The sequence below is a fragment of the uncultured Campylobacter sp. genome, from assembly GCF_938017775.1.
GTDB lineage: Bacteria > Campylobacterota > Campylobacteria > Campylobacterales > Campylobacteraceae > Campylobacter_B.
Genome location: NZ_CALIIU010000072.1, coordinates 1 through 21324 on the forward strand (window position 1 = coordinate 1; position 21324 = coordinate 21324).

Annotated in this window: 19 protein-coding genes; 4 read left to right on the top strand and 15 right to left on the bottom strand. The window is 47.1% G+C overall.

Features of this window, described 5'->3' with window-relative positions; genetic code table 11:
* From Q0537_RS09395 to yajC, 15 genes are all read right to left on the bottom strand, one after another.
* On the bottom strand, positions 1–984 hold a 984-nt coding region (locus Q0537_RS09395), incomplete at its 3' end, for an acyltransferase (RefSeq protein WP_299227536.1).
* Positions 981–2174 carry a UDP-N-acetyl-D-mannosamine dehydrogenase gene (gene wecC / locus Q0537_RS09400; protein ID WP_299227586.1) on the bottom strand — a complete coding sequence of 398 codons (1194 nt, stop codon included), beginning with the start codon at positions 2172–2174 and terminating at the stop codon, positions 981–983. The genes Q0537_RS09395 and wecC, both read right to left, overlap by 4 nt.
* Positions 2168–3304, bottom strand: a complete 1137-nt coding sequence (gene wecB / locus Q0537_RS09405; RefSeq protein ID WP_299227538.1) for a UDP-N-acetylglucosamine 2-epimerase (non-hydrolyzing) — start codon at positions 3302–3304, stop codon at positions 2168–2170. Before wecB ends, wecC begins: the two co-directional genes overlap by 7 nt.
* A 149-nt stretch (positions 3305–3453) precedes the next feature.
* The gene (locus Q0537_RS09410) at positions 3454–4152 is read right to left on the bottom strand and encodes a 3-methyladenine DNA glycosylase (protein WP_299227540.1); all 699 of its coding nucleotides are present in this window, start codon (positions 4150–4152) and stop codon (positions 3454–3456) included.
* Positions 4149–4274 (bottom strand): hypothetical protein, encoded by a 126-nt coding sequence (locus Q0537_RS09415; RefSeq protein WP_299227543.1) that lies wholly within the window; start codon positions 4272–4274, stop codon positions 4149–4151. The genes Q0537_RS09410 and Q0537_RS09415 overlap by 4 nt, the downstream gene beginning before the upstream one ends.
* On the bottom strand, positions 4271–5254 hold the full coding sequence (locus Q0537_RS09420; protein WP_299227546.1) for an ATP-binding protein: 984 nt from the start codon (positions 5252–5254) through the stop codon (positions 4271–4273). Before Q0537_RS09420 ends, Q0537_RS09415 begins: the two co-directional genes overlap by 4 nt.
* Complete coding sequence (locus Q0537_RS09425) at positions 5238–8198, bottom strand: DEAD/DEAH box helicase (protein ID WP_299227547.1); 2961 nt, start codon at positions 8196–8198, stop codon at positions 5238–5240. The genes Q0537_RS09420 and Q0537_RS09425 overlap by 17 nt, the downstream gene beginning before the upstream one ends.
* Complete coding sequence (locus tag Q0537_RS09430) at positions 8198–9091, bottom strand: M23 family metallopeptidase (protein WP_299227549.1); 894 nt, start codon at positions 9089–9091, stop codon at positions 8198–8200. The genes Q0537_RS09425 and Q0537_RS09430 overlap by 1 nt, the downstream gene beginning before the upstream one ends.
* A complete protein-coding gene (locus tag Q0537_RS09435) occupies positions 9084–10628 on the bottom strand; it encodes a bifunctional folylpolyglutamate synthase/dihydrofolate synthase (RefSeq protein ID WP_299227550.1) in 1545 nt (514 codons plus the stop codon). The genes Q0537_RS09430 and Q0537_RS09435 overlap by 8 nt, the downstream gene beginning before the upstream one ends.
* A 7-nt stretch (positions 10629–10635) precedes the next feature.
* A complete protein-coding gene (gene lptE / locus Q0537_RS09440; RefSeq protein WP_297961050.1) occupies positions 10636–11175 on the bottom strand; it encodes an LPS assembly lipoprotein LptE in 540 nt (179 codons plus the stop codon).
* Positions 11176–11181: 6 nt separating this feature from the next.
* The gene (gene leuS, locus Q0537_RS09445) at positions 11182–13629 is read right to left on the bottom strand and encodes a leucine--tRNA ligase (RefSeq protein ID WP_299227553.1); all 2448 of its coding nucleotides are present in this window, start codon (positions 13627–13629) and stop codon (positions 11182–11184) included.
* A gap of 9 nt (positions 13630–13638) precedes the next feature.
* Positions 13639–13980, bottom strand: a complete 342-nt coding sequence (locus tag Q0537_RS09450) for a DUF6394 family protein (protein WP_005872279.1) — start codon at positions 13978–13980, stop codon at positions 13639–13641.
* A 9-nt stretch (positions 13981–13989) separates the two neighbouring features.
* On the bottom strand, positions 13990–14958 hold the full coding sequence (gene secF, locus Q0537_RS09455; protein WP_299227555.1) for a protein translocase subunit SecF: 969 nt from the start codon (positions 14956–14958) through the stop codon (positions 13990–13992).
* Positions 14942–16546 (bottom strand): protein translocase subunit SecD, encoded by a 1605-nt coding sequence (secD, locus tag Q0537_RS09460; RefSeq protein ID WP_298041906.1) that lies wholly within the window; start codon positions 16544–16546, stop codon positions 14942–14944. Before secD ends, secF begins: the two co-directional genes overlap by 17 nt.
* Positions 16536–16808: a preprotein translocase subunit YajC gene (gene yajC / locus Q0537_RS09465; RefSeq protein WP_005872282.1), complete on the bottom strand. Its 273-nt coding sequence runs from the start codon at positions 16806–16808 to the stop codon at positions 16536–16538. Before yajC ends, secD begins: the two co-directional genes overlap by 11 nt.
* Here yajC and Q0537_RS09470 point away from each other — a divergent pair.
* From Q0537_RS09470 to Q0537_RS09485, 4 genes are all read left to right on the top strand, one after another.
* On the top strand, positions 16784–18127 hold the full coding sequence (locus Q0537_RS09470) for an apolipoprotein N-acyltransferase (protein ID WP_299227557.1): 1344 nt from the start codon (positions 16784–16786) through the stop codon (positions 18125–18127). The two genes, yajC and Q0537_RS09470, sit on opposite strands and share 25 nt — an antisense overlap.
* A 64-nt stretch (positions 18128–18191) precedes the next feature.
* A complete protein-coding gene (gene pyrH / locus Q0537_RS09475) occupies positions 18192–18911 on the top strand; it encodes a UMP kinase (protein WP_005872284.1) in 720 nt (239 codons plus the stop codon).
* Between the two features lie 23 nt (positions 18912–18934).
* Complete coding sequence (locus tag Q0537_RS09480) at positions 18935–19153, top strand: DNA-directed RNA polymerase subunit omega (protein ID WP_005872285.1); 219 nt, start codon at positions 18935–18937, stop codon at positions 19151–19153.
* A complete protein-coding gene (locus Q0537_RS09485; protein ID WP_299227559.1) occupies positions 19131–21323 on the top strand; it encodes a RelA/SpoT family protein in 2193 nt (730 codons plus the stop codon). Before Q0537_RS09480 ends, Q0537_RS09485 begins: the two co-directional genes overlap by 23 nt.
* Position 21324: the final 1 nt, after the last annotated feature.

Below are 21324 nucleotides of genomic sequence, written 5' to 3' on the forward strand. Positions count from 1 at the left end.
GCCGCCGAAGCCCAGACTAATTAAAATTTGAACTATCAGCATATGATAAAGATACGTACTATAAGAGAGATCTGTGCTTCTAGCTATCTTTAAATTTGTGTAGGAAAAAGCCATGCTAAAGATCACTAACGCCAAAAGGAAAATTTGAAATACAGTAGAAATTTCCAAGCCTCTCTTATAATCTCCAAGCCCGTTTCCAAACTCTATAGCCGCAAAATAAAATATCAAATAGAGCGCAATATAATATAAGCCGTAGCCTACGAGATATTTTTTTATATCCAGCCAATAAAGCCTCATAACCATGCCGATGATAAATATCCACAAAAACGGCAAACATATAAGCTCAAGAAGCTTATTTAAATTTGAAGCGGAGTAAAAATTTTCATCGGCGATTGCGGGAATTATAATTGATGTAAAAAATAGGAAAACTAACAATAAATTTCTTATAATTGCTTTTCTAATACACAAAATAAATGGAAGGACGATATAAAACGATAACTCGACGCTAAGCGTCCATAAAACGCCGCTCGGATAGGAGCTAAAAAAGCCGTCGTAATTATATAAAGCATCGTTTTTTATACCGATTATAGAGCCCGCTATGCCTGAGGCGGCAGTAATGGCATAGAGAACAAAGTATTCTATGTATTTTAATACCGAAATATCATTAAAATTTTTACCCACGTACATAGCTAGCTCAAGTACTAAAATATTTACGAATAGAGCCGGATATATCCTAAGCGCTCTTTTTATAAAATACTCTTTTAAATTCCCGCTATTTAAATAACTATCGGTAATTAAAAATCCCGAAACCAGAAAAAATAATGGGACGCCGGGAAATAGCCTAAGAAACTTATCCACGTGCCCCCCCCATAAAAGCGGTATTTTTAGCCATTCCGTCGAGTGCATATATACCACTTGTAAAGCAAAAAGCAATCTAAAAAAATTCAGATGGTTATTTCTATCTATTGCTTTTTGAAAGCTCATTTACAAATTCCGCAAAAATCCAAAACTTCTTTTTCTATTTTTAGCCCTTTAAATTCCTTATGTCCGACCAAAAATACGATAATATCCGAAATTTCGATAGCCTTTTTATAATCCACTATCTCAAAATCTTTGTGAACCTTGATATTAGGCTCTACAGCGACCACATCGACGCCGTCTACAATCAGGCGTCTGGTTATATTTAGCGCAGGCGACTCCCGCAAATCGTCGATGTCGGGCTTAAAAGCAAGTCCCATGCACGCGACTTTGGGTTTTTTGCCATTTTGCAGCTCAAATTTCAAAGCGGCGTTTTTGATCTTTTCTATGCTCCACTCGGCTTTGTGGTTATTGACCTCTCTTGCGGATTTGATCAGCCTCGCTTCGTAGCCGCCGGCATGGACGATAAACCACGGATCGACCGCTATGCAGTGCCCGCCTACGCCGCAGCCCGGGTTTAAAATATTAACTCGCGGATGGCGATTTGCTAGCGAGATAAGCTCCCAAACATTGATGCCGAATTTATCGCACAAAATGCTAAGTTCGTTTGCAAAGGCTATGTTTACGTCGCGGAAAGAATTCTCTGCAAGCTTTGACATCTCTGCAGTCTTAGAATCCGTCTGTAAAACGTTACCACTAACGAATTCTCCATAAAATTCCGCTATCTTTTTAGTAGCAATTTCTGTAGTTCCACCCACGATTCTATCGTTTTGCGTAAGCTCTTTTAAAATTTTACCTGGCAAAACCCTCTCCGGGCAATGAGCGATATAAATTTTAGAAATATCAACACCGCCATTTTTTAAAATTTCACCTATCTTTTCTGTAGTACCTACCGGCGAAGTGGATTCTAAAACGACCATATTATCGTCTTTTACATATGGTATTATCGATTTTGCCGCACTTATGACGTAGTCGATATTCGGAATGTATCCGTCTCGAAACGGCGTAGGGACGGCTATGATAAAAACGTCTGCGAAATCAGGTTTAACGTCCGCTTTTAAATTTCCGCTTTCTACGGATTTTTTTACAAGTTCCCCTAGTTCAGGCTCTACGATATGAATTTTGCCCTGATTGATCGTATCTACGACGCTTTGCACTACATCGACCCCGTGGATTTTATAGCCCTTGCTCGCTAAAAGCGCCGCCGTCGGCAGGCCGATGTATCCAAGACCTACTATACAAATTTTTTTCACAATGTTTCCTTCAAAAAATCGAGTATCCTTCCGCACGCTTTTCCGTCGCCGTAAGGACTGATGCTTTGGCTCATTTTATCATATCCGTCTTTTGAATTTAATAATTTTTGCGCTTCTTTTACGATATTTTCTCGCTTCGTTCCGACAAGCTTCACGCATCCTGCCCTTATCCCTTCGGGTCTTTCGGTAGTCTCTCTGATAACTAAAACGGGCTTGCACAGGCTCGGCGCCTCCTCTTGGATACCGCCGCTATCGGTTACTATCAGATATGCCTTGCTCATAAGATAGACGAAACTATCATACTCTAGCGGATCGATTAAAAATATATTCGGAATACCCGATAAAATTTCTCCCACAGGCTTTCTTACGTTTGGATTTAAATGCACGGGGTAAACGATGTCGATATTTTCATTTTTTAGCGCTATTTCACGTAAAGCCTCACAAATATTAACAAAAGCTTCTCCGAAATTCTCTCGCCTGTGTCCCGTAACGAGAATAAATTTTCTATCACTAAGCTTATATTTGGCATTTATAAAGGATAAAATTTTATTTTTTAGCAGCTCGTTGTTTCCGATTTTATCTATCGTCCACAAAAGTGCGTCTATGACAGTGTTGCCGCTAACAACTATATTTCTTGAATCTTTGCCTTCTTTTAATAGATTGTCTCTAGCATCGATGGTCGGCGCAAAGTGATATTTGGCTATCAAGCCGGTGATCTGCCTATTTATCTCCTCTGGAAACGGCGAATAGATATCGTGCGTCCTAAGACCCGCTTCGACGTGCGCCACATCGATCTTTTGATAAAATGCGGCTAGCGATACCGCGCTTGTCGTAGTCGTATCGCCGTGGACAAATACGATGTCCGGTTTGTAGCGCTCGAATATCCCGCGCATGCCGAGCAGCACCCCCGACGTGACGTCGTATAGATCCTGAGCCTGCTTCATTAAATTTAGATCAAAATCAGGCTTGATCTCAAAAAATTCAAGCACCTGATCTAGCATCTGTCTGTGCTGCGCCGTGACGCAAACCTTCACTTCAAATTCCGCGTACTTTTGAAATTCCTTTATCAACAAAGCCATCTTAATGGCTTCCGGGCGCGTCCCAAATACTATTAAAATTTTTCTTTTCGTCATAAACTCCCCTAAATATCGATTTTTAACCGAATTTATCACCATAATTTTAATTAAATTTTGCTATATCGGCGCTTAGTGATACTTAGAATTACCTATTTGTCGCTATTTGGATGGTATAAAATGTTCTTTGCTTTAAAGCTGGCTAAGATTTATTTTAAATTATCAAAAAATTCCATCGCAAAATCATCAAAAATTTTACCTTTCAAATGCGCTTTACAAAATTCCACGATGAGTCCATGAAATAACACATACGTGCTGTTTTCGTTCTCCAGCTTATCTGCTTTTGCCGCCGCATCGCAGGGAAAATTAGCGAAATTTACAAACTCATAGATCCGCTCAAATTCCAGTTCGCCGAGCCACGCGCTAAGCTCGTCGTAACTTTCAAACTCATAGCCCAAAGCCCCGAGCAGCCGCGCCGAGTAGCTGTCCGCGACCATCACCGCGCGCTCGCACGCATAGCACAAGATCGCATCGCAGCTCTCCGCGCCGATCCCCTTGCGCGCTAGCAGCCACTCGCGGCTAACGCCCGATTTAAAGCTCTCAAAATCCCCAAAATCCGCGATTATCGCTTTGCAAAGCAAGCTTAGGCGTCTAGCTTTTTGATTATAAAATCCGCTTACTTTGATGATCTGCGCAAGCTCCGCTTCCTCTAATCCGGCGATGCTTTCTAGGCTCAAAAGCCCCTTACTACGCAGGTTTTGCAGTGCTGCATCGGCATTGCGCCACGCCGTATTTTGGATCAAAATCGCCCCCACGACCACCTCAAAGCTTCCAAACGCGGGCCACCAGCGAAAATCCATGATTTTCACGGCGCGAAAAAGCGCGATAAAAAGCTCGGTCGCGCTCATCTCGCGCCTCCGAAATTTCTGGCGTCGTTTCTAAAATTTCGCGCAGTAGCGGCAGTTTGTCGCACGTATTTCGCTACCGCGATAAAATTTACGCCAAATTTAAATTCCCGCGCCGTATTCATTTGTCACCACCTTTTAAATTTGTAAAAAATTCCTCGCCAAAGCTCAAGAAAAACTGCTTTGCCACGCGGCCGCTACGGCTTGCGCGAAGCATCGCAAACTCACGCGCCTTTGCGTGCAGCGCGTCTAAATTTGCAGCAAAGCTCAAGCGAAATTCCGCCGCGCTCATACCTTGCGCAGCCGCAAAATAGGCATCTACGATCCCTAAATACTCCCGCATGCTCCCGCCGTAAAAGCTTAGCTGTAGCCCGAAGCGCTCACTCAGGCTGATTCGCTCGTTCGCCGCGTCGCTTAGGTGCAACTCGCCGCGGCTTATCTGCGCAGCGTCGTTGTCGCTTGCGCATTCGCCTACGATATGGCGACGGTTGGACGTCGCATACATCAGCACGTTACGCGGCGCGCGCTCCAGCGAGCCCTCTAGCAGAGGCTTTAGGTGCTTGTAGCCGCTCTCGCCGAGCTCAAAGCTCAAATCGTCGCAAAAGATGATAAATTTAAAGCTTGCTTCTCGGATCGCGTCGATTATATCCACGAGATAGCCCAGATCGTCCCTGCCGATCTCGATAATCTTAAGACCCTGCGGGATAAATTTAGAAAAAACCGCCTTCGCAAGGCTTGATTTGCCGCAACCGCTCTCGCCCCATAACAACGCGTGGTTGGCGCTGCGGCCGCGCAGGAAGGCGTCCGTATTTTTTATAAGAGCCGATTTTTGGCTCTCTAGCCCCACAAGCGCGTCAATACCCGTGAAATCGATATCACGGACAATCTTTAGCGCCTTTTTATTTGCGCGAAAGACGGCGACCTGTACCGTGCGCCAATCAATCGCGCTAAAATCGCTGAAATAAATTTGCTCGCCGGTGCCGCTCTGCGCACTTTTTAGGACGGCTTGCGGCGCTAAATTTAAACCGCTCGCCGCGTCCAAATTTAACTCTTCGCTTCTGCTTTTGCTCGCGCTTTTTTTGATATTTTCATCGCAAGTTCGCATTTTTTAGCTCCCTTCGCAGATAGATCAAAATTTCATTTATCACGTCGTCATCGTCGCGCGTCTGTGCCTTTAATCGCACCTTATCGCCGTTTGCAAGGGTGATCAAGATATTTTCGTCCATGCTCGAAATCACGCGCAAGCCGAGCTTCGTAGCCAAAACTTTAATCATCATCACGTCGATAAATTGCTTAGTATAAATGTCCGCGCGCCCGAAGCGATCCTCGATCTCGCCGAAAATTTCAAGCACTTCGCCCACCTCGGCGCACTTGCTAAGCCGCCTGTAAAGATCCAAGCGCAGGCGATCCTCTCTGATAAATTCCGAGTTTAAAAAGGCGTTTACGGAAATTTTAAGCTCCACGCTCGCAGCGGCGCTCTTCCTGCTTAGCAGCTTGCCGATCTCCTCTTCGAGCATCTTTAGATAAAGCGAGTAGCCGATCGCTTCGATATGCCCGCTCTGCGCCTCTCCGAGCAGATTCCCGCCGCCGCGAATCTCCAGATCGTGATACGCTAGCACCGAGCCGCTGCCCAAAAATGAGTTGCTCTCAAGCGCTACGAGCCGCTTTAGCGCGTCCTGCGTAAGGGCAGTTTTATCCTCGATCAAAAAGTAGCAAAAGCCCTGTTTGTTACTGCGCCCGACGCGACCGCGTAGCTGGTGCAGATCGGCGATACCGAATTTATCGGCGTTTTCGACGATGATCGTATTTACGCGCGGCATATGAATGCCGCTTTCTACGATGCTGGTGCAAAGCAGCAGATCGTATTCGCCCGCTACAAATTTTAAAATTTCATCCTCCGTAGTTTTAGCGTCGATCTTGGAGTGCAGGATCAGAATTTTAAGGCTCGGCAAAATTTCAAGCAGCTTCTTTTTGGCGCTTTGCATCGTCGCGATGTGGTTGTGGACGTAAAAAATCTGCCCGCCGCGTCGTAGCTCGCGCGAGATCGCCTCTTTTATGATCTTTTCGTCCCACTGCTTGACGAAGGTGCGCACGTCCAAGCGGTCCTGCGGCGGGCTAAGCAGCGTGGAGTAGCTTTTAATCGAGCTTAGCGCCATATTTAGGCTGCGCGGTATAGGCGTCGCGGACATACTAAGCAGGTGCGAGGCGGCGCTTTTCTCTTTGAGCCGCTCCTTTTGCTTAACGCCGAATTTATGCTCCTCATCGATGATTATGAGCCCTAAATTTGCGGGGTTTAAATTTAAAAGCGAGTGCGTGCCGACCACGACGATCGCCTCGCCGCTTTGCAGACGCTTTAAAATTTCACTTTTTTGCCTCGCGCTGCTAAAGCGATCGAGCTTAAAAACGGGAATTTCAAACTCCCTAAAGCGCTCGCTAAGCGTGGCGTAATGCTGAGAGCTAAGCAGCGTCGTAGGCACGAAAAACAGCACCGAATGCCCACTTCGGATGCAGGCAAAGATCGCATTCATCGCAACCTCGGTCTTTCCAAAGCCCACGTCACCGCTAAGTAGGCGATCCATCACCTTGCCGCTTTGCAGATCCGCCAAAATCGCGCTCACCGCCTTTTGCTGATCGCTCGTGTAACTAAATCCGCTCGCGCTTAAAAATTTCGCATAATCCGCGCTTTCGTTTTTGATGACGAGCCCTCGCACCAGCTCGCGCTTTGCCGCCAGTGCGATGATCTTTGAAGCGATCGCAAAGAGCTTTTCGCGCACTCTCTCTTTAATTTTTGAAAAGCTCACCCTGCCCAGATGATCCAAGCTCACGGCGCCGCCGCTTGCGACGTAGCGATCGATCTTATTTAGATACTCTACCGGCAGCAACAGCTTGTCGCCACCCTCGTAGAGCAGGGATACGAACTCCTTGCTGCGCCCCATCACCTCGATGAGCTCAAGTCCGTTAAATTTAGCGATACCGTGATCTTCGTGCACGACAAAATCGCCCACGTTTAGCTCATCCAGAGCCAAGCTCGATCTTCGCACGCGCTTTTTGGGCGCCGCTTTGTTTAGCGAAAGGATGATACGCTCGGCGCTTATTAAATTTACGACGAAATCCTCGCGTAAAATTTCGATATTGCTAAATCCGCTAAGATCAAACGGCGCGAGCAGCGCGTCATTTCGCGCGATCAGCGTGATAGTCTCGCTGCGGTGGAATTCAAAAAATTCCTGCGACGGCGTCACGGCGAGGTCTTTAAATTTACGCGCCGCGGGCAGTACCTCGATCGCGTCTAAAAAATCCAAATTGCGCTCGGAAAAAATTTCATCCTTTTTGATCTCATGCAGCAAGACGCAATCAAACGCCTCCGTGTAATCGACGAAGCCCTCGATAAACCAAAACCCGAGCGAGCCCAGATCGCGCGCTAGCGCGTCGCTGTCCGCGCGCGATATCTTTTCGCTCACGCTCTCAAACTCGTCCTCGCTTAAATTTGCCAAAAACGGTGCTATCTCGGCTTGCGAAAGCTCATCTTTTTCGCTTTTTTGCGTCGCGACGTCAAAGCGCCTGATACTCTCGACCGTCTCGCCGTCGAGCAGAATTCTAACCGCACTTTCACTCCCTACCGAAAAAACATCGATGATCTCGCCACGGAAGCTAACCTCGCCCATACTTTCGACGATATCGCGCACATCGTATCCGAGGCGCAAAATTTCCTCTTTCAGCTCGCTTAAGTTTAACTCGCTTCCAAATTTTATATTTAGCGAGCGCAGATGGCTTGCGGCGGGGAGTTTGTTTAGGATCGTGCGGACGGGAGAGATTAAAATTTTTTTGCCGCTTGCTTTGTAAAACGCGCTAAGAGCGGTGCTGATACCCGCAAGCTCGCCCGTGTAGCTGCGTAGATCCTCGCCAAAGCTCGCTCTAAAATCTGGCAGGCAAAAGACCGCGTAGCCCATAAATTTAAGCACCTGCTCGCACGCCGCAGCCTCTTTATCGTCCTCGCAGATCAAAAGCTCTTTTTGGTTTTGCAAAAAGTATTCGTAAACCTCGGCTTGCATTATTTAAACCTTTCGATCTGGTGCTGCACGACGTTTGCGATCTCCTGCCACGATACGTTAGGCTCCAAGGTTGAGATATTTTTAAAATTCTGCGCGTTCCAGCTCATAAAATTTGCAGGATCGACGCTTTGAGCCAAAAACCTAACTTCGTAATGCAAGTGCGGACCGGTGCTGTAGCCGGTGTTACCGCTATAGCCGATGAGATCGCCCTTTTTAACCCAAGAGCCAGGCGTTACGACTGCGGAGCTAAGGTGGCCGTAGCGGGTCTCAAAACCGTAATTGTGCGATAAAATCACTAAAATTCCATATCCGCTGCCACTGCCACCTGCAAACTGCACGAAGCCCTCTGCCGTCGCAAACACCGGAGTGCCCTCGCTCGCTCGCAAGTCGATGCCGTGGTGCATCCTCATAACGCCGCTGATCGGATGAGTGCGCATCCCAAAAGGGCTAGTGACGCCACGATACTGCATCGGAAGTCCGTTAGGCACAGCGCTAAGAATCGCACTCGCCGTTTTTTCGCTAGCTGCAATGTGCGCGCCGGAGCCCTTTTTGCGCTCCTTTTTCATCTCATTCATCGCAAGCATTACCTGAATATCACTATCCAGTCCGCCTCCATCGTCCTCGCGTCCGTCCAGCTTGGCAAGCACCTCCTCGTTTTTGCCCTCAAGCGCGATATTTTGCTCTTTAAGCGCGAGATTCTCGGCGTATAGGGTTTTGTTCAGCTCCTTTAAATTTGAGCGGTCGCTAGCGAGTTTAAATATCGCAAAAAACAGAACGAGCAGAAAAATTATGAAAAACGCGGATAAAATTTTAAGTTGAAATCTAAAATTTTCGCCAAAATACAGCGTCTTGGTGCCAAAGTGATCGCTTAGGGTGAGTTTAGTTTTAGCCACGGCGCGCCTCAAGCCATAAAATGAAATTTTCTACCAAATGAAACGAGCCGAAAACCAAATACTCCTCGTCCGCTCTAAGCTCGCCGCGAAACGGCGAATGTGGAATTTTAAGCGCGTCAAGCGCACGGGTTATCGCCTCTGCTGCCATTTCGCGATCCGCAACCTCGTAGCTAAAGATCTCCACGCGCTTCACCACGGGTGCTAAAGCTCGCAGCACCGCGACTACGTCCTTATCGGCAAAAGCGTTGTAAATCAGCACGATCTTTCTGCCCCCGTAGATTTCGGTAATTTCGCGGGCAACTTGCTGTGCCGCAAGCTCGTTGTGTCCGACATCCACGCGTAAATTTGGCGCCAAAACTTCCATCCTGCCGCGTAAATTTAGAGGCGGCAGCTGCGAAATTTCAAATTTCAAATTTAAAAATTTCATCGCAGCAAGCGCTAGAGCTAAATTTGAAATTTGAAATTTAGGCAGATTATTGCACGCGCAAAACCATGCAATCTGCGCTTGCTCGCTCTTGCTTAAAAGCTCTGCTGCAAACCTCAAATGAGTTCCTTTTTGCTCTGCGATCTGCTGCGCGATACGAAGCGGAACCTCGCTCATCTCGTCGCTTAAAATCGCTTCCTTATCCATCGTAATGAGCTTAGTGTGGGCGATCTGCTCTAGATTTTGTCCTAGCATGCCCAAATGATCGGTGCCGATCGGTGTAAAAAGCGACAGCGTGCGCCCGAAGCTCGATGTAGCGTCAAACTCGCCGCCCATCCCAGCCTCGATCACGCAGTAATCGCAATCCCTAAAAAGCACTGCCGCCGCAAGCGTGAGATACTCGAAATACGAGAGGCTATCTTTAAACTCCGCGGGCAAGCTCTCTTGCAAAAACTCATGCGCGAAATCAAGCTCCTCATCCGTAGCATCGCGACCTAGCGAAATGGGAAGCGAGCTTTGAGCGGATTTAAAATTTGATCCTAACGGAGATTTAAAATTTTGCTCTGGCGAGATTTTTAAATTTTGCTCAGACGGAGATTTTAGATCTTGAGAATTCCATAAATTTTGTGTAGAAGCAGAATTTTGTGTATCTATGGAATTTTGCGCGATAGAATTCTGCTCGCTACAAAAATTTTGCGTGGTGGAATTTTGCAAATTAGAAATAGAAACTTGAGAGGCGGAATTTTCTCTGTTCGCAAAATTTTGCATCTTTACGGAATTTTGTTTTTCCGTAAAATTTGACGCCGAAGCGGAATTTTGCTCGTTTTTAAAATTTGAAGCGTCGGAATTCAACGCAAAAACGGGGTTTTGCGCGATCCGTCCGCCTAGATAGATGCGCTCGTTGAGCTTAAAAACGTGCGGGCTAGTGTAGTGCCCGACGTTAAAGCCCGCTGCGGCGATCGCGTTAGCTAAAAACCGCCCGGTGCTGCCCTTGCCGTTGGTGCCGATGATCTGAATGACATTTTTGAGCGGAATTTTATCTTTAATGGCGGCATATGCCCGCGGAAAGCGCTCGTAGTCGATTTTTTTGTAATAAATCGGGCGATTTTGCAAAAATTCTTTAATGCTGCGCCCGCTCAAGTCTGAATCCCCTAATCGCAAGCGCCGAAATAAACTCGTCAAACGCCTGCGCGGAGGCATTTTCGATCGCCTTGTAGCGGTCCTTATCGCTAATGATCGAGCTCGTATCGTAGCTATTTTTGACTAAGCGGCTAACTTTAAAATCGTAATCGCCAACGCAATCCTTGCTGAAAACCTCACCGTTTTTAAGCTTGGTGCTAAAATTTACGATGAGATTTGCGCGGTAGCTAGTGACATAGCCGAACTGATCGTATGAAAGCTCGCTAAAGCTTAGGCTTTTTATGCTCGCTACTACAATCGTCTGCGCCGAGTTTTTATCCGCAAGGCTCATTCCTAGGCGCTGGACTATACCCTGCCTGATCGCATCTTTGATCGCAACGGTGTTTTGCGGATCGGTCTTGCTCATCATCACATCCACAAATACGCTTCCGCTCATCGTCTCTTTCGCGATCCTCGAAACGGGCTTGTAGCCGCAGCTGATTAAAAAAATCAAACAAAAAACGGTTAAAACTTTTCTCATCTTCGCCTACTTTATTACCAAATTTACAAGCTTGTTTTTGACGTAAATTTCTTTTACGACGCTCTTGCCCTCTAGCCATTTAGCGCAGTTCTGCTTCGCAAGGCTTAAAATTTCGCCCTCGCTTAAGCTCGCGCCCGCTTCAAACTCAGCGCGCTTTTTGCCGTTAATCGTGACGGCAAGCTTTATCGTATCGCTCTCAAAAACCTCTTCGCAAACTCTCAGCTCACCGAAATTCCGCCTCTTAAACAGCTTCTCGCTAAGCTCGGCGCAGATGTGCGGCACGATAGGCTCGAGCAGGTTTAAGATCACGAAATAGCCCTCGGTGAATACGTCTTTGTTGCTCTGCGCGTTTAGGGCGTTTAGCGCCTCCATACACGCGGCGATTAGAGTATTAAAAGCAAAGCTGCTCTCATAAACCTGCTGTGATTTCTTAAGCGCCTCGTAAACTTTGAGGCGGGCGTATTTTTCCTCTTTGTTTAAAGCGGCGTGGTCGATCTGCGGAATTTTATCCGTAGCATAAGCGTTTTCGGCGCGATCGTAGAGGCGGCTAAGAAATTTATACGCGCCCTCTACCGCGCTGTCGTTCCATTCAAGCTCCTTTTGCGGAGGCGCGGCAAAAAGTATAAAAAGCCTCGCCGTATCAGCGCCGTAGGTCTCGATGATGTCGTCGGGATCGACGGTATTTCCCTTGCTTTTACTCATCTTCGCGCCGTCTTTTAGCACCATGCCCTGGGTTAGCAGTCGCTCAAACGGCTCGCTATCGCGCAGATAGCCTATGTCGCGAAGAGCCTTTTGGAAAAATCTCGCATACAAAAGGTGCAATATCGCGTGCTCGATGCCGCCGATATATTGATCGACGTTCATCCAGTAGTTCACGCTTTGCTCGTCAAACGCCCGCTGCCGCCACGTCCGCTCGTCGCTTGCGTAGCGCGCGAAATACCACGAGCTTTCAAAAAATGTATCGAGCGTGTCGGTCTCACGCATCGCGTTGCCGCCGCATTTAGGGCATTTGCAAAACTTCCAGCTAGGATGCGCGTCGAGCGGATTGCCCTTGCCGGTGATCTTAATATCCTGCGGAAGCTCTACGGGCAGATTTGAAATTTCCTCGCTTACTAGCCCGCATTTTGGGCAGTGGATCATCGGGATCGGCGCGCCCCAGTAGCGCTGGCGGCTCACTCCCCAATCGCGCAGTTTAAAATTTACCACGCGACGCCCGAGCCCTAGCTCTTCAAATTTTGAGATGACGGCGCTTTTTGCCCTCTCGCTATCCATGCCGCTAAATTCCGCGGAATTTATTAAAATTCCAGGCTCGACATAAGCCTTGCTAGCGTCGTAATCGCCGCTTTTTGGAGCGATGCTTTGAATGATCGGCAGGTTAAATTTCTTCGCAAACTCGAAGTCTCTCTCATCGTGCGCAGGCACCGCCATAACTGCGCCGCCGCCGTATTCTGCTAGGACGAAATTTGCGGTCCAAACGGGGATTTTTCTGCCGCTTAGCGGATGAAGCACGCTGATTCCGAGGCTCACACCGTCTTTATCGCTTGCTTGGCGCTCGCGCGGGCTTTGATTTAAAATTTCTCTCACCTTCGCCGTAGCTTCCACGTCGAGTAAGCCTTCATCCAAAAGCCTCTTTACAACCTCATGCTCTGGCGCAAGCGCCGCGTAGCTCATACCGTAAATCGTATCGGGGCGCGTCGTAAAAACTTTAAAGCCCTCGATGCCGCCAAGTTTGGCGCTGCTTTGCTCGTCAAATTTAAAGCTAAATTCCAAACCTTCGCTACGTCCGATCCAGTTTTCCTGCATCGTAAGCACCTGAGCAGGCCACTTGCCCTCAAGCTGTTTTAGGCAGTCCAAAAGTTCCTGCGCGTAAGCGGTGATTTTTAGGTAGTAGCCAGGCATTTGCTTTTGCACGACCTCGCTGCCGCAGCGCCAACACCTGCCCTCCTCGACCTGCTCGTTGGCAAGCACCGTCTGATCGTGCTCGCACCAATTTACCACGGCGCTCTTTCTATATATAAGCCCTTTTTCAAAAAGTTTGATGAAAAATTCCTGCTCCCAGCGCGTATAAAGCGGATCGGAGGTAGCGAGCATACGACGAGCCGAAAAGCTAAAGCCCAGGCGGTGCAGCTCGTTTTTCATATAATCGATATTTTCGTAAGTCCAAGTTTTAGGGTGGATGCCGTGTTTGATCGCCGCGTTTTCTGCGGGCATACCGAAGCTGTCAAAGCCGATCGGCTGAAGCACGTTGTATCCGCGCAGCCTGTAGTATCGGCTCAAAGCGTCGCCGATGCTGTAGTTTCGCACGTGCCCCATGTGGATGCGGCCGCTTGGGTAGGGAAACATCGAAAGGATATATTTTTTAGGCAGGCTATAATCATCCTTAGGCTCGAAAACTCCCTCTTCGTCCCAAATTTTCTGCCATTTAAGCTCAATACTTTTACTATCGTAAGGCATTTTGCGCTCCTAGAATTCGTCTTTAGTTTTTGCCGATTCGATCGCTATTAAAATTAGCGAGAAAAAGTTTGCAAGTAGCGCGCCAATGGCAAGCGAGGTCACGATCGACAGATCCCCCGGCGCTACTACAATCAAAACGAACGCCGGTATGAGATGCAGATCCGCTACGAGCGAGCTTGCAAAAAGCTCAGCTGCTAGCATATTTCGCACGCCTACCTTCAAAAGCGTCGAGACTGCATTTACGCTGGTTGCTATGAAAAGTAAAATTTCATTCTTCTCATACAAAAACCCGCCTATCGTAGTCATACTCATCAGCGCAAAAAATATGTAAATTACCCTTCCCCAGTTCATCTTCTATCCTTACACCGTGCCTTTTTCATACATGGCGCGATTCTTTTCTTTCTCTTTGATACGGCGCTGTTTTTCGGCTAAAAACGCGCGGTACTTTTCAACGTTAAATTTAAACAAAATCAGCATTGGAGCAGCTACAAATACGGAGCTGAAAGTTCCTGCTATGACGCCTATTAGCATCACGAAGCTAAAGCCGTGGATCATCTCGCCGCCCCAGACGAATAAAATCACGATGACGATGAGAGTCGTAAGCGAAGTAAGCAGTGTGCGCGATAGCGTGTGAGAGATCGATTCGTTTATAACCTCATCAAGCTTAATCGATTTACTATCTTTTACACCCTCTCGAATTCTATCGAAAACAACGATAGTATCGTTAAGCGAGTAGCCCATTATAGTTAGCAGTGCGGCTAGAATTTCAAGGTTGAAATCCACGCCAGCTAAAATCATCGCACCTACGGCAACTACGACGTCGTGCAGATCCGATAGTACGGCTGCAATCGCAAATCTCCACTCAAACCGCAGGGTGATATAAACCAAAATGAGCGCAAACGACACACATACCGCTAAAATTCCGTTTGTGCGAAGCTCTTCGCCGACTTTAGGACCTACGATATCGACCTTGCGAATGTCGAAGTTTCCGCTGCCTTGCAAAATTTTTTGCGCCGCTAAAGCGGGATTATCACCCAGTTCGCTCGCAGCGCCTGAATATCTAATCGTGACCTCTTGATCGCTACCGAATTCCGTAACGTTGATATTGCCTAAATTTGCCGCTTCGAAGCGCTTTCTGATCTCATCAAGCGGTGCTTTGGAGTCGTATTTAACCTGAATGAGCGTACCGCCGCTAAAATCGATGCCGTAATTAATGCCCTTAATGAAAAACAGCGCAATAGAGCCTATTATCAAAACAGCAGAAAGCGCAAAGGTAAAATATCTAAATTTCATAAAATCATAAATTTTGCCCTTATCGAACACTTGCATTTGCGCCTCCTCTTACTTTATAACCGAGCCAAAGCGCGGTATTTTTGCTCTTTTCCATCTTATCCATTACTAACTCAAACATTCCGTGAGTGCCTAAAATAGCCGTTATCATCGACGCTACGATACCGATGCTCATCGTGACGGCAAAGCCCTTCACTGGACCCGTGCCGTAAGCATAAAGCGCAGCAGAAGTAATTAGCGTAGTGATATTTGAATCCACGATCGCGCTCATCGCATTTTCATAGCCTTTATTTATACTTTGGCGGATCGAAACTCCCGTCCTTAGCACCTCTCTAACGCGTTCATTAATGATGACGTTCGCATCTACCGCCATTCCGATAGTTAGTACGATTCCAGCCATTCCAGGAAGCGTTAACGTTGCACCAAAAAGCGCCATACAAGCGATCAGAAATAAAATATTGACTACAAGCGCGATGTCGGCAAAAAGCCCCGCTACGCCATAGTATAAAATCATGAAGATTAAAATCGCAACTGCCGCAAGGCTAAGCGCTGCCATACTTTTATCGATACTATCCTGTCCGAGGCTAGGACCGATGCTGCGCGTTTCTGAGACTTTGACCGGAGCCAAAAGCGCGCCGCTTCTAAGCGCGATCGCTACGTCATGCGCCTCCTCGACGCTAAATCCGCCGCTGATCTGACCGCTGCCGCCGCCGATACGCTCGTTTATGCGCGGCGCGGAATAAACCTTACCGTCAAGCACGATAGCTAGACGTTTGCCGACATTTTTACCGGTAAAATCGCCGAAAATTTGAGCGCCTTGGGAGTTCAGCGTAAAATTTATAACGGGCTGATTGGTGTGCTGATCGAAAGCTACCTTCGCATCAACTAACATCGCGCCGTCTAGCACTGGAATTTCGTTTATGAGATACTTGTAATTCGGATTTTTAACGTCCGGGTAGATCACGTCTCCGTAAGCTCTGGCATCCGCTGCGCTGATAGTCTGCGCGCGGTCTTGGCGCACATCGTCCACCGCCATAAGCTGCAAGTGAGCTGCTTTGGCGATCAGATCTTTGGCGCGTTGCTCATCCGCTGCACTTTTGACGCCCGGAAGCTCAACCAAAATATAACTCTCGCCCTGCTTTGCTACCGTCGGCTCCGCAAGTCCGAATTGATCTAGGCGGTTTCGGATAGTCTCGACGGCCTGTTCAATCGCGTATTTTTTAGTCGCTTCGACCTCCTCAGGTGTTAGTGTGACGCGGTATTTTTCGCCAGATTTTTGAATGTCTAATCCGCTTGCGGCACTATGCAAAATCGCATCAAATTTAGAAGCCTCGTCCGCGTCTAAAATTTCAAACTCAAACGAATCGCCTTCTAATTTTAGCCCGTCCATCAGCAGATCATCGCGCTTGGCGGCGTAATTAACGCTAGCGGCGATCGATTTGATCTTTGAAACGACAGCCTCGTCGCTTTGAACTTCCAAAAGCATATGCAGACCACCTTGTAGATCCAGACCCAAGTTTATCTTGCTTCCCTTTTCGGTCTGAAAGATCGAAGGCGCGGCAAAAATCGCCGAAAAAATTACCGCAGCCAAAAAGATCAGTAGGCGGTATGAAATTTTACTGCTCATCTAATTTTCTTGCCACAAATTGTTTATCCAGCTCAACCATGACCTCATCGTTAAGCTTAACTGTGATAAAATCATTGTTTGTTTTCACGACCGTGCATTTTATGCCACCGCTAGTTATGATCTTATCGCCTTTGCCGAGCGCATCGACCATCGCTTTATGATCCTTGGCCTGCTTTTGCTGCGGTCTGATAATCAAAAAATACATAATCGCAAAGATTACGACGATAGGCAGGATTGATGCAAAGAAGTTTCCTTGTTCCATGTGTTTCCTTCATTAGAAATTTAAAAAGTAGCTATTTTACATTAAGTTACATAAATAAAGGCTTTGTTCTTGCCCTTGCGCTTTCAAATTTTATTTTCGTAGAAATTTTAAGCTCTAAATTTGACGGCTTGGCTGTTTTGGCGGCGGAATTTTTCTCGCCTCTAATTGCGATAGCGGCACTTTTTTATCTGCTAAAAGCAAGCAAGGCGGAGTGGTTTTGGTGCGGGTTTTTTATCGGCGCGCTGTGGATGCACTGGATCAGCTTCAGCCTGATCTATTTCGATCTTGCATTTTTGATCCCGATTGAAATTCTTGGAATTTGCCTCGTTTACGCCTTTATTTTCCGCATCTTTGCGATCTTTGACGCGCCGGTTTTGCGCGCTGCGTGCCTTTTGATTCTAAAATTTATCCATCCTTTCGGCTTTGATTGGCTAAATTTTGAACTGCTGCTAAGCCATGGAATTTTCAGAGCCGATCTTAGCGCGCTGGCTCTGATTTTAGCGGGGCTTTGCACGGTTTTGTATCTGCGCGGGCGCGGCGCGGCAGCTAAGCTTAACGCCTTAATTTTCGCGGCATTTTTGATCTGCGCGCTGCAATTCAGCCAAAAAGAGCCCGAGCCGCTACCGATTAAAATTTCACTCGCAAACACCGATATTTCGCAGCATGACATCTGGGCGAAAGATAAAATTTTATCCGCCGCGTTGGCAAATTTGGCTCGGATTGATGATGCGATCGCAGAGGGACAAGACGCGATAATCTTGCCCGAGAGCGCCTTTGCGATGCCGCTAAATTTAGAAAACGTGCTAGTTGAAGCTCTAAAGGAAAAATCGCGCGCAATTACTATCGTAGCGGGCGCGGAAGCGTATGAGAACGGGAAATTTTACAACAGCGCCTATCTTTTTGCGAACGGGGAAATGAAGCGCTTCGATAAACACATTTTGGTGCCGTTTGGCGAAATGGTGCCGCTGCCAGAATTTGCGCGAAATTTCATCAACCGCGTGCTACTAGGCGGCGTGACCGATTTTTCGACGGCTAGCGGTTTTAGCGACTACGAGCTTGGCGGGCGAAGCGTAAGAAGCGCCGTTTGCTACGAGGCTACGCGCGCAGAGCTTTACGAAGGCTCGCCCAAATACGTCGTAGCGATCAGTAATAACGGCTGGTTCGTGCCGAGCTACGAGCCCTATTTGCAGCGCCTCATAATCCGCTACTACGCGAGCTTGCACGGTACATTGATCTATCACGCCGTAAACGGCAGCGCTAGCGAGATAATCGCTCCGAAAAAGATCTGGATAAATCGCCTTAAAGATCATCTAAAATAGCCTAAAAAGTTATTTTTAAACGACTTTTGGGTAATATTTTAAAATTTTATTAGGAGCTAAATTTATGGCTAAATACAATCGCATACTCGTAAAATTTTCGGGTGAAGCGCTAGCGGGAGAGAACGGCTTTGGGATCGACAGCGAAATTTTAAAATTTATCGCTAAAGAGATCAAGCAGCTCGTAGAGGGCGGCATCGAAGTAGGCATCGTAATCGGCGGCGGCAACATCATAAGAGGCGTAAGCGCCGCAGCTAGCGGTATCATCAAACGCACCAGCGGCGATCATATGGGCATGCTAGCCACCGTCATCAACGCAATCGCGATGAGAGAGGCGCTAGAATACGCAGGTATGGATGTACGCGTGCAAAGCGCGATAAAGATGGAAGCGATCTGCGAGACCTTCATCATCGGCCGCGCTAAAAGGCACCTCGAAAAAGGCCGCGTCGTGATCTTTGCCGCGGGCACGGGAAATCCATTCTTCACGACCGATACTGCGGGCACTCTCCGCGCGATCGAGATCGGAGCCGACGCTATCATAAAAGCCACCAAAGTTATGGGGATCTACGACAAGGATCCGCAAAAATTTAAAGACGCGAAATTGCTTTCCAAAGTCACTTACGATCAAGCCCTGCACGACAACATCAGGGTGATGGACGATACGGCTATCGCGCTTGCTAAAGACAATGCGCTTCCGATCATCGTGTGCAATATGTTTAAGAGCGGAAATTTATACAAAATCGTCGATGGCGGAGATCTAAGCTCCTGCTCGATCGTAAAAAACTGAAATTTTAAATTTAAGGAGAATTGATGAGAACCGAACAAATTGTAGCCAAGGCTTTAAAAGTAACGGGTGGAGACCGATATAAGCTATCTTTGATGATAAGCAAACGCGCCGAGCAGCTAGCTGCAGGCGAACCGCCGTTAATAGATAACGTAGATACTCGCAGGATGAAATTTGCCGATATAGCAATCTTGGAACTAGCCGAAGGTAAGATCGCATTAGATGGAATCGTTGACAAGGATTAATGATAACTTCTTAGAAAGTCTCATCGACGATGTCGTCGATACCAAAGACATTCAAAGCGCCAAGCAGCTGCTTTATAATCTAAAAGAGCCCACTCCGTTACTGGTGGATGCTATAAATTTATGCATCGCACAGCACGACGGGCAGTTTCGCAAAAGCGGCGAGCCGTATGCGATCCATCCGATTTTGGTAGCTTGCTTCGTATCTTTTATGGGCGGAGACGACGCAATGGTGATATCTGCGCTACTACACGACGTAGTAGAGGATACAGATTACAGCATCGAGCAGGTTAGACAAAGATTCGGCGACGAAGTAGCCAAAATCGTAGAAGGGCTTACTAAAATCGTAAACATCAGAGAGGATAAATTAGCCCCATCCGGCGATAGTAACGCCAAGCTACGCACCACGGCGCTTACTTTCCGTAGGATGCTGATGATCTCCATTAACGATCAGCGCGTTTTGGTAGTCAAGCTCTGCGACAGGCTGCACAATATGCTAACCCTAGACGCACTCCGCCCCGATAAGCAAAAACGTATCGGCGAGGAGACGCTTTTGGTTTATGCGCCGATCGCGCACAGGCTTGGAATTTCATCAATCAAAAATGTGCTTGAGGATCTTAGCTTCAAATACGTCATGCCTAAAGAGTACGCGGCGATCGCCGAATACGTCGAAGAGCATAAGCAGCAGCTTCAGATGAGCTTGAACAAATTTAGCGAAAAGATCAAAGAGTATATGCTTTCAAACGGCTTTAGTGAGGGCAGCTTTGAGATCCAAAAGCGGATGAAGCACTACTACTCGATCTTTTTAAAGATGCAGCGCAAAGGAATTTCGATCGAGGAGGTGCTCGATCTTTTGGCTATCCGAATCATCGTGCAAAAGCCGATGGATTGCTATTTGGCTTTGGGCATCATCCATACTAAATTTAATCCGCTTATATCGCGCTTTAAGGATTATATCGCACTTCCAAAGCAAAACGGATATCAGACGATCCACACGACCGTCTTTAACGAAAGCATGATCGTAGAGGTACAGATCCGCACCTTCGATATGCATAATACCGCAGAATTCGGCGTTGCAGCGCACTGGAAGTATAAATATAGCGGCTCGATAAATCCGAAGCTCGATTGGCTAAACGACATCGGCATGCAGGAAGAGGACGACGCCAACGCCGAGGATCTTTACGAATACGCTAAAGACAGCCTCTACGTCGAAGATATCGCCGTGTATTCGCCAAAGGGCGGAATTTTTACATTGCCGCGCGGCGCTACGGCGCTTGATTACGCCTACGAGATACACTCTCAAGTGGGCTTAAAAGCGACCGAGGCCTTTATAAACCGCGTCAAGGTGCCGCTATTAACGGAGCTTAAAAACGGAGATATCGTTCATATCATCACCGGAAGCGAGCCACACTATCGCTGCAGCTGGCTAAGCTCTGTAAAAACGGGCAAGGCGCGCGCAACGATAAAGGCATTTTGCAAGCAAAAGATCAGAGATATAAATTTTGAAGTAGCAATTAAAATTTTATGCGCGATCTTTACGACGAGCAAGGAGAGCATTTTAAGCTGGCTTGAAAAAGAAAATTTAAGCAAAAAGATCGGCAAAGCAGCCTATGACTCGGTATTTTTAAAAGACGTCGTAAACGCGCTGAAAAAATACCCGCTCAAAGAGAAATTTTTCAATATGAAATTTCGCAGCAAGTATGAGATCGAGAAGCAAAAATTTGACAACATCGTGGTGTATTCAAATTTTAAAATCGACGAGGTTGAGTTTGATTACTGCTGCAACCCAAAGCGTGGCGACGACATCATCGGCTTTCGCAACGGACACGGCGTAACGGTGCATCACAAGCTGTGCGAACGTGCAAGCGAGCTAATCAAAACCGATGAGATGATCTTCGTAAAATGGACGCGCAATGCGCCGCACCGCTACAAGATCATATTAAATTTAGAAAACAAGCGCGGCTCGCTAGCGACGTTTTTAAACTATTTAGTCAAGCTCGAGGTCGATCTAGTGTCGATAAGCCTCAACGAAAATAGCGAAACGACGTCGGATTATTTTGAGATTATCATCGAGCTAAACGAAAATTTAGACTCCACGGAGATTAAAGACAAACTCAAAAACCGCTTTAAAATCGTGGATTTCGTATCACTTACGGACGTATATAAAAACTAAA

What these genes read in the sequence shown, in the direction of transcription:
- wecB (WP_299227538.1), bottom strand. Translation starts at nt 3,304, where the DNA reads ATGACGAAAAGAAAAATTTTAATAGTATTTGGGACGCGCCCGGAAGCC.
- Q0537_RS09410 (WP_299227540.1), bottom strand. Translation starts at nt 4,152, where the DNA reads ATGAGCGCGACCGAGCTTTTTATCGCGCTTTTTCGCGCCGTGAAAATC.
- Q0537_RS09415 (WP_299227543.1), bottom strand. Translation starts at nt 4,274, where the DNA reads ATGAATACGGCGCGGGAATTTAAATTTGGCGTAAATTTTATCGCGGTA.
- Q0537_RS09420 (WP_299227546.1), bottom strand. Translation starts at nt 5,254, where the DNA reads ATGCGAACTTGCGATGAAAATATCAAAAAAAGCGCGAGCAAAAGCAGA.
- Q0537_RS09425 (WP_299227547.1), bottom strand. Translation starts at nt 8,198, where the DNA reads ATGCAAGCCGAGGTTTACGAATACTTTTTGCAAAACCAAAAAGAGCTT.
- lptE (WP_297961050.1), bottom strand. Translation starts at nt 11,175, where the DNA reads ATGAGAAAAGTTTTAACCGTTTTTTGTTTGATTTTTTTAATCAGCTGC.
- leuS (WP_299227553.1), bottom strand. Translation starts at nt 13,629, where the DNA reads ATGCCTTACGATAGTAAAAGTATTGAGCTTAAATGGCAGAAAATTTGG.
- Q0537_RS09450 (WP_005872279.1), bottom strand. Translation starts at nt 13,980, where the DNA reads ATGAACTGGGGAAGGGTAATTTACATATTTTTTGCGCTGATGAGTATG.
- secF (WP_299227555.1), bottom strand. Translation starts at nt 14,958, where the DNA reads ATGCAAGTGTTCGATAAGGGCAAAATTTATGATTTTATGAAATTTAGA.
- secD (WP_298041906.1), bottom strand. Translation starts at nt 16,546, where the DNA reads ATGAGCAGTAAAATTTCATACCGCCTACTGATCTTTTTGGCTGCGGTA.
- Q0537_RS09470 (WP_299227557.1), top strand. Translation starts at nt 16,784, where the DNA reads ATGCAAAGAAGTTTCCTTGTTCCATGTGTTTCCTTCATTAGAAATTTA.
- yajC (WP_005872282.1), bottom strand. Translation starts at nt 16,808, where the DNA reads ATGGAACAAGGAAACTTCTTTGCATCAATCCTGCCTATCGTCGTAATC.
- pyrH (WP_005872284.1), top strand. Translation starts at nt 18,192, where the DNA reads ATGGCTAAATACAATCGCATACTCGTAAAATTTTCGGGTGAAGCGCTA.
- Q0537_RS09480 (WP_005872285.1), top strand. Translation starts at nt 18,935, where the DNA reads ATGAGAACCGAACAAATTGTAGCCAAGGCTTTAAAAGTAACGGGTGGA.
- Q0537_RS09485 (WP_299227559.1), top strand. Translation starts at nt 19,131, where the DNA reads ATGGAATCGTTGACAAGGATTAATGATAACTTCTTAGAAAGTCTCATC.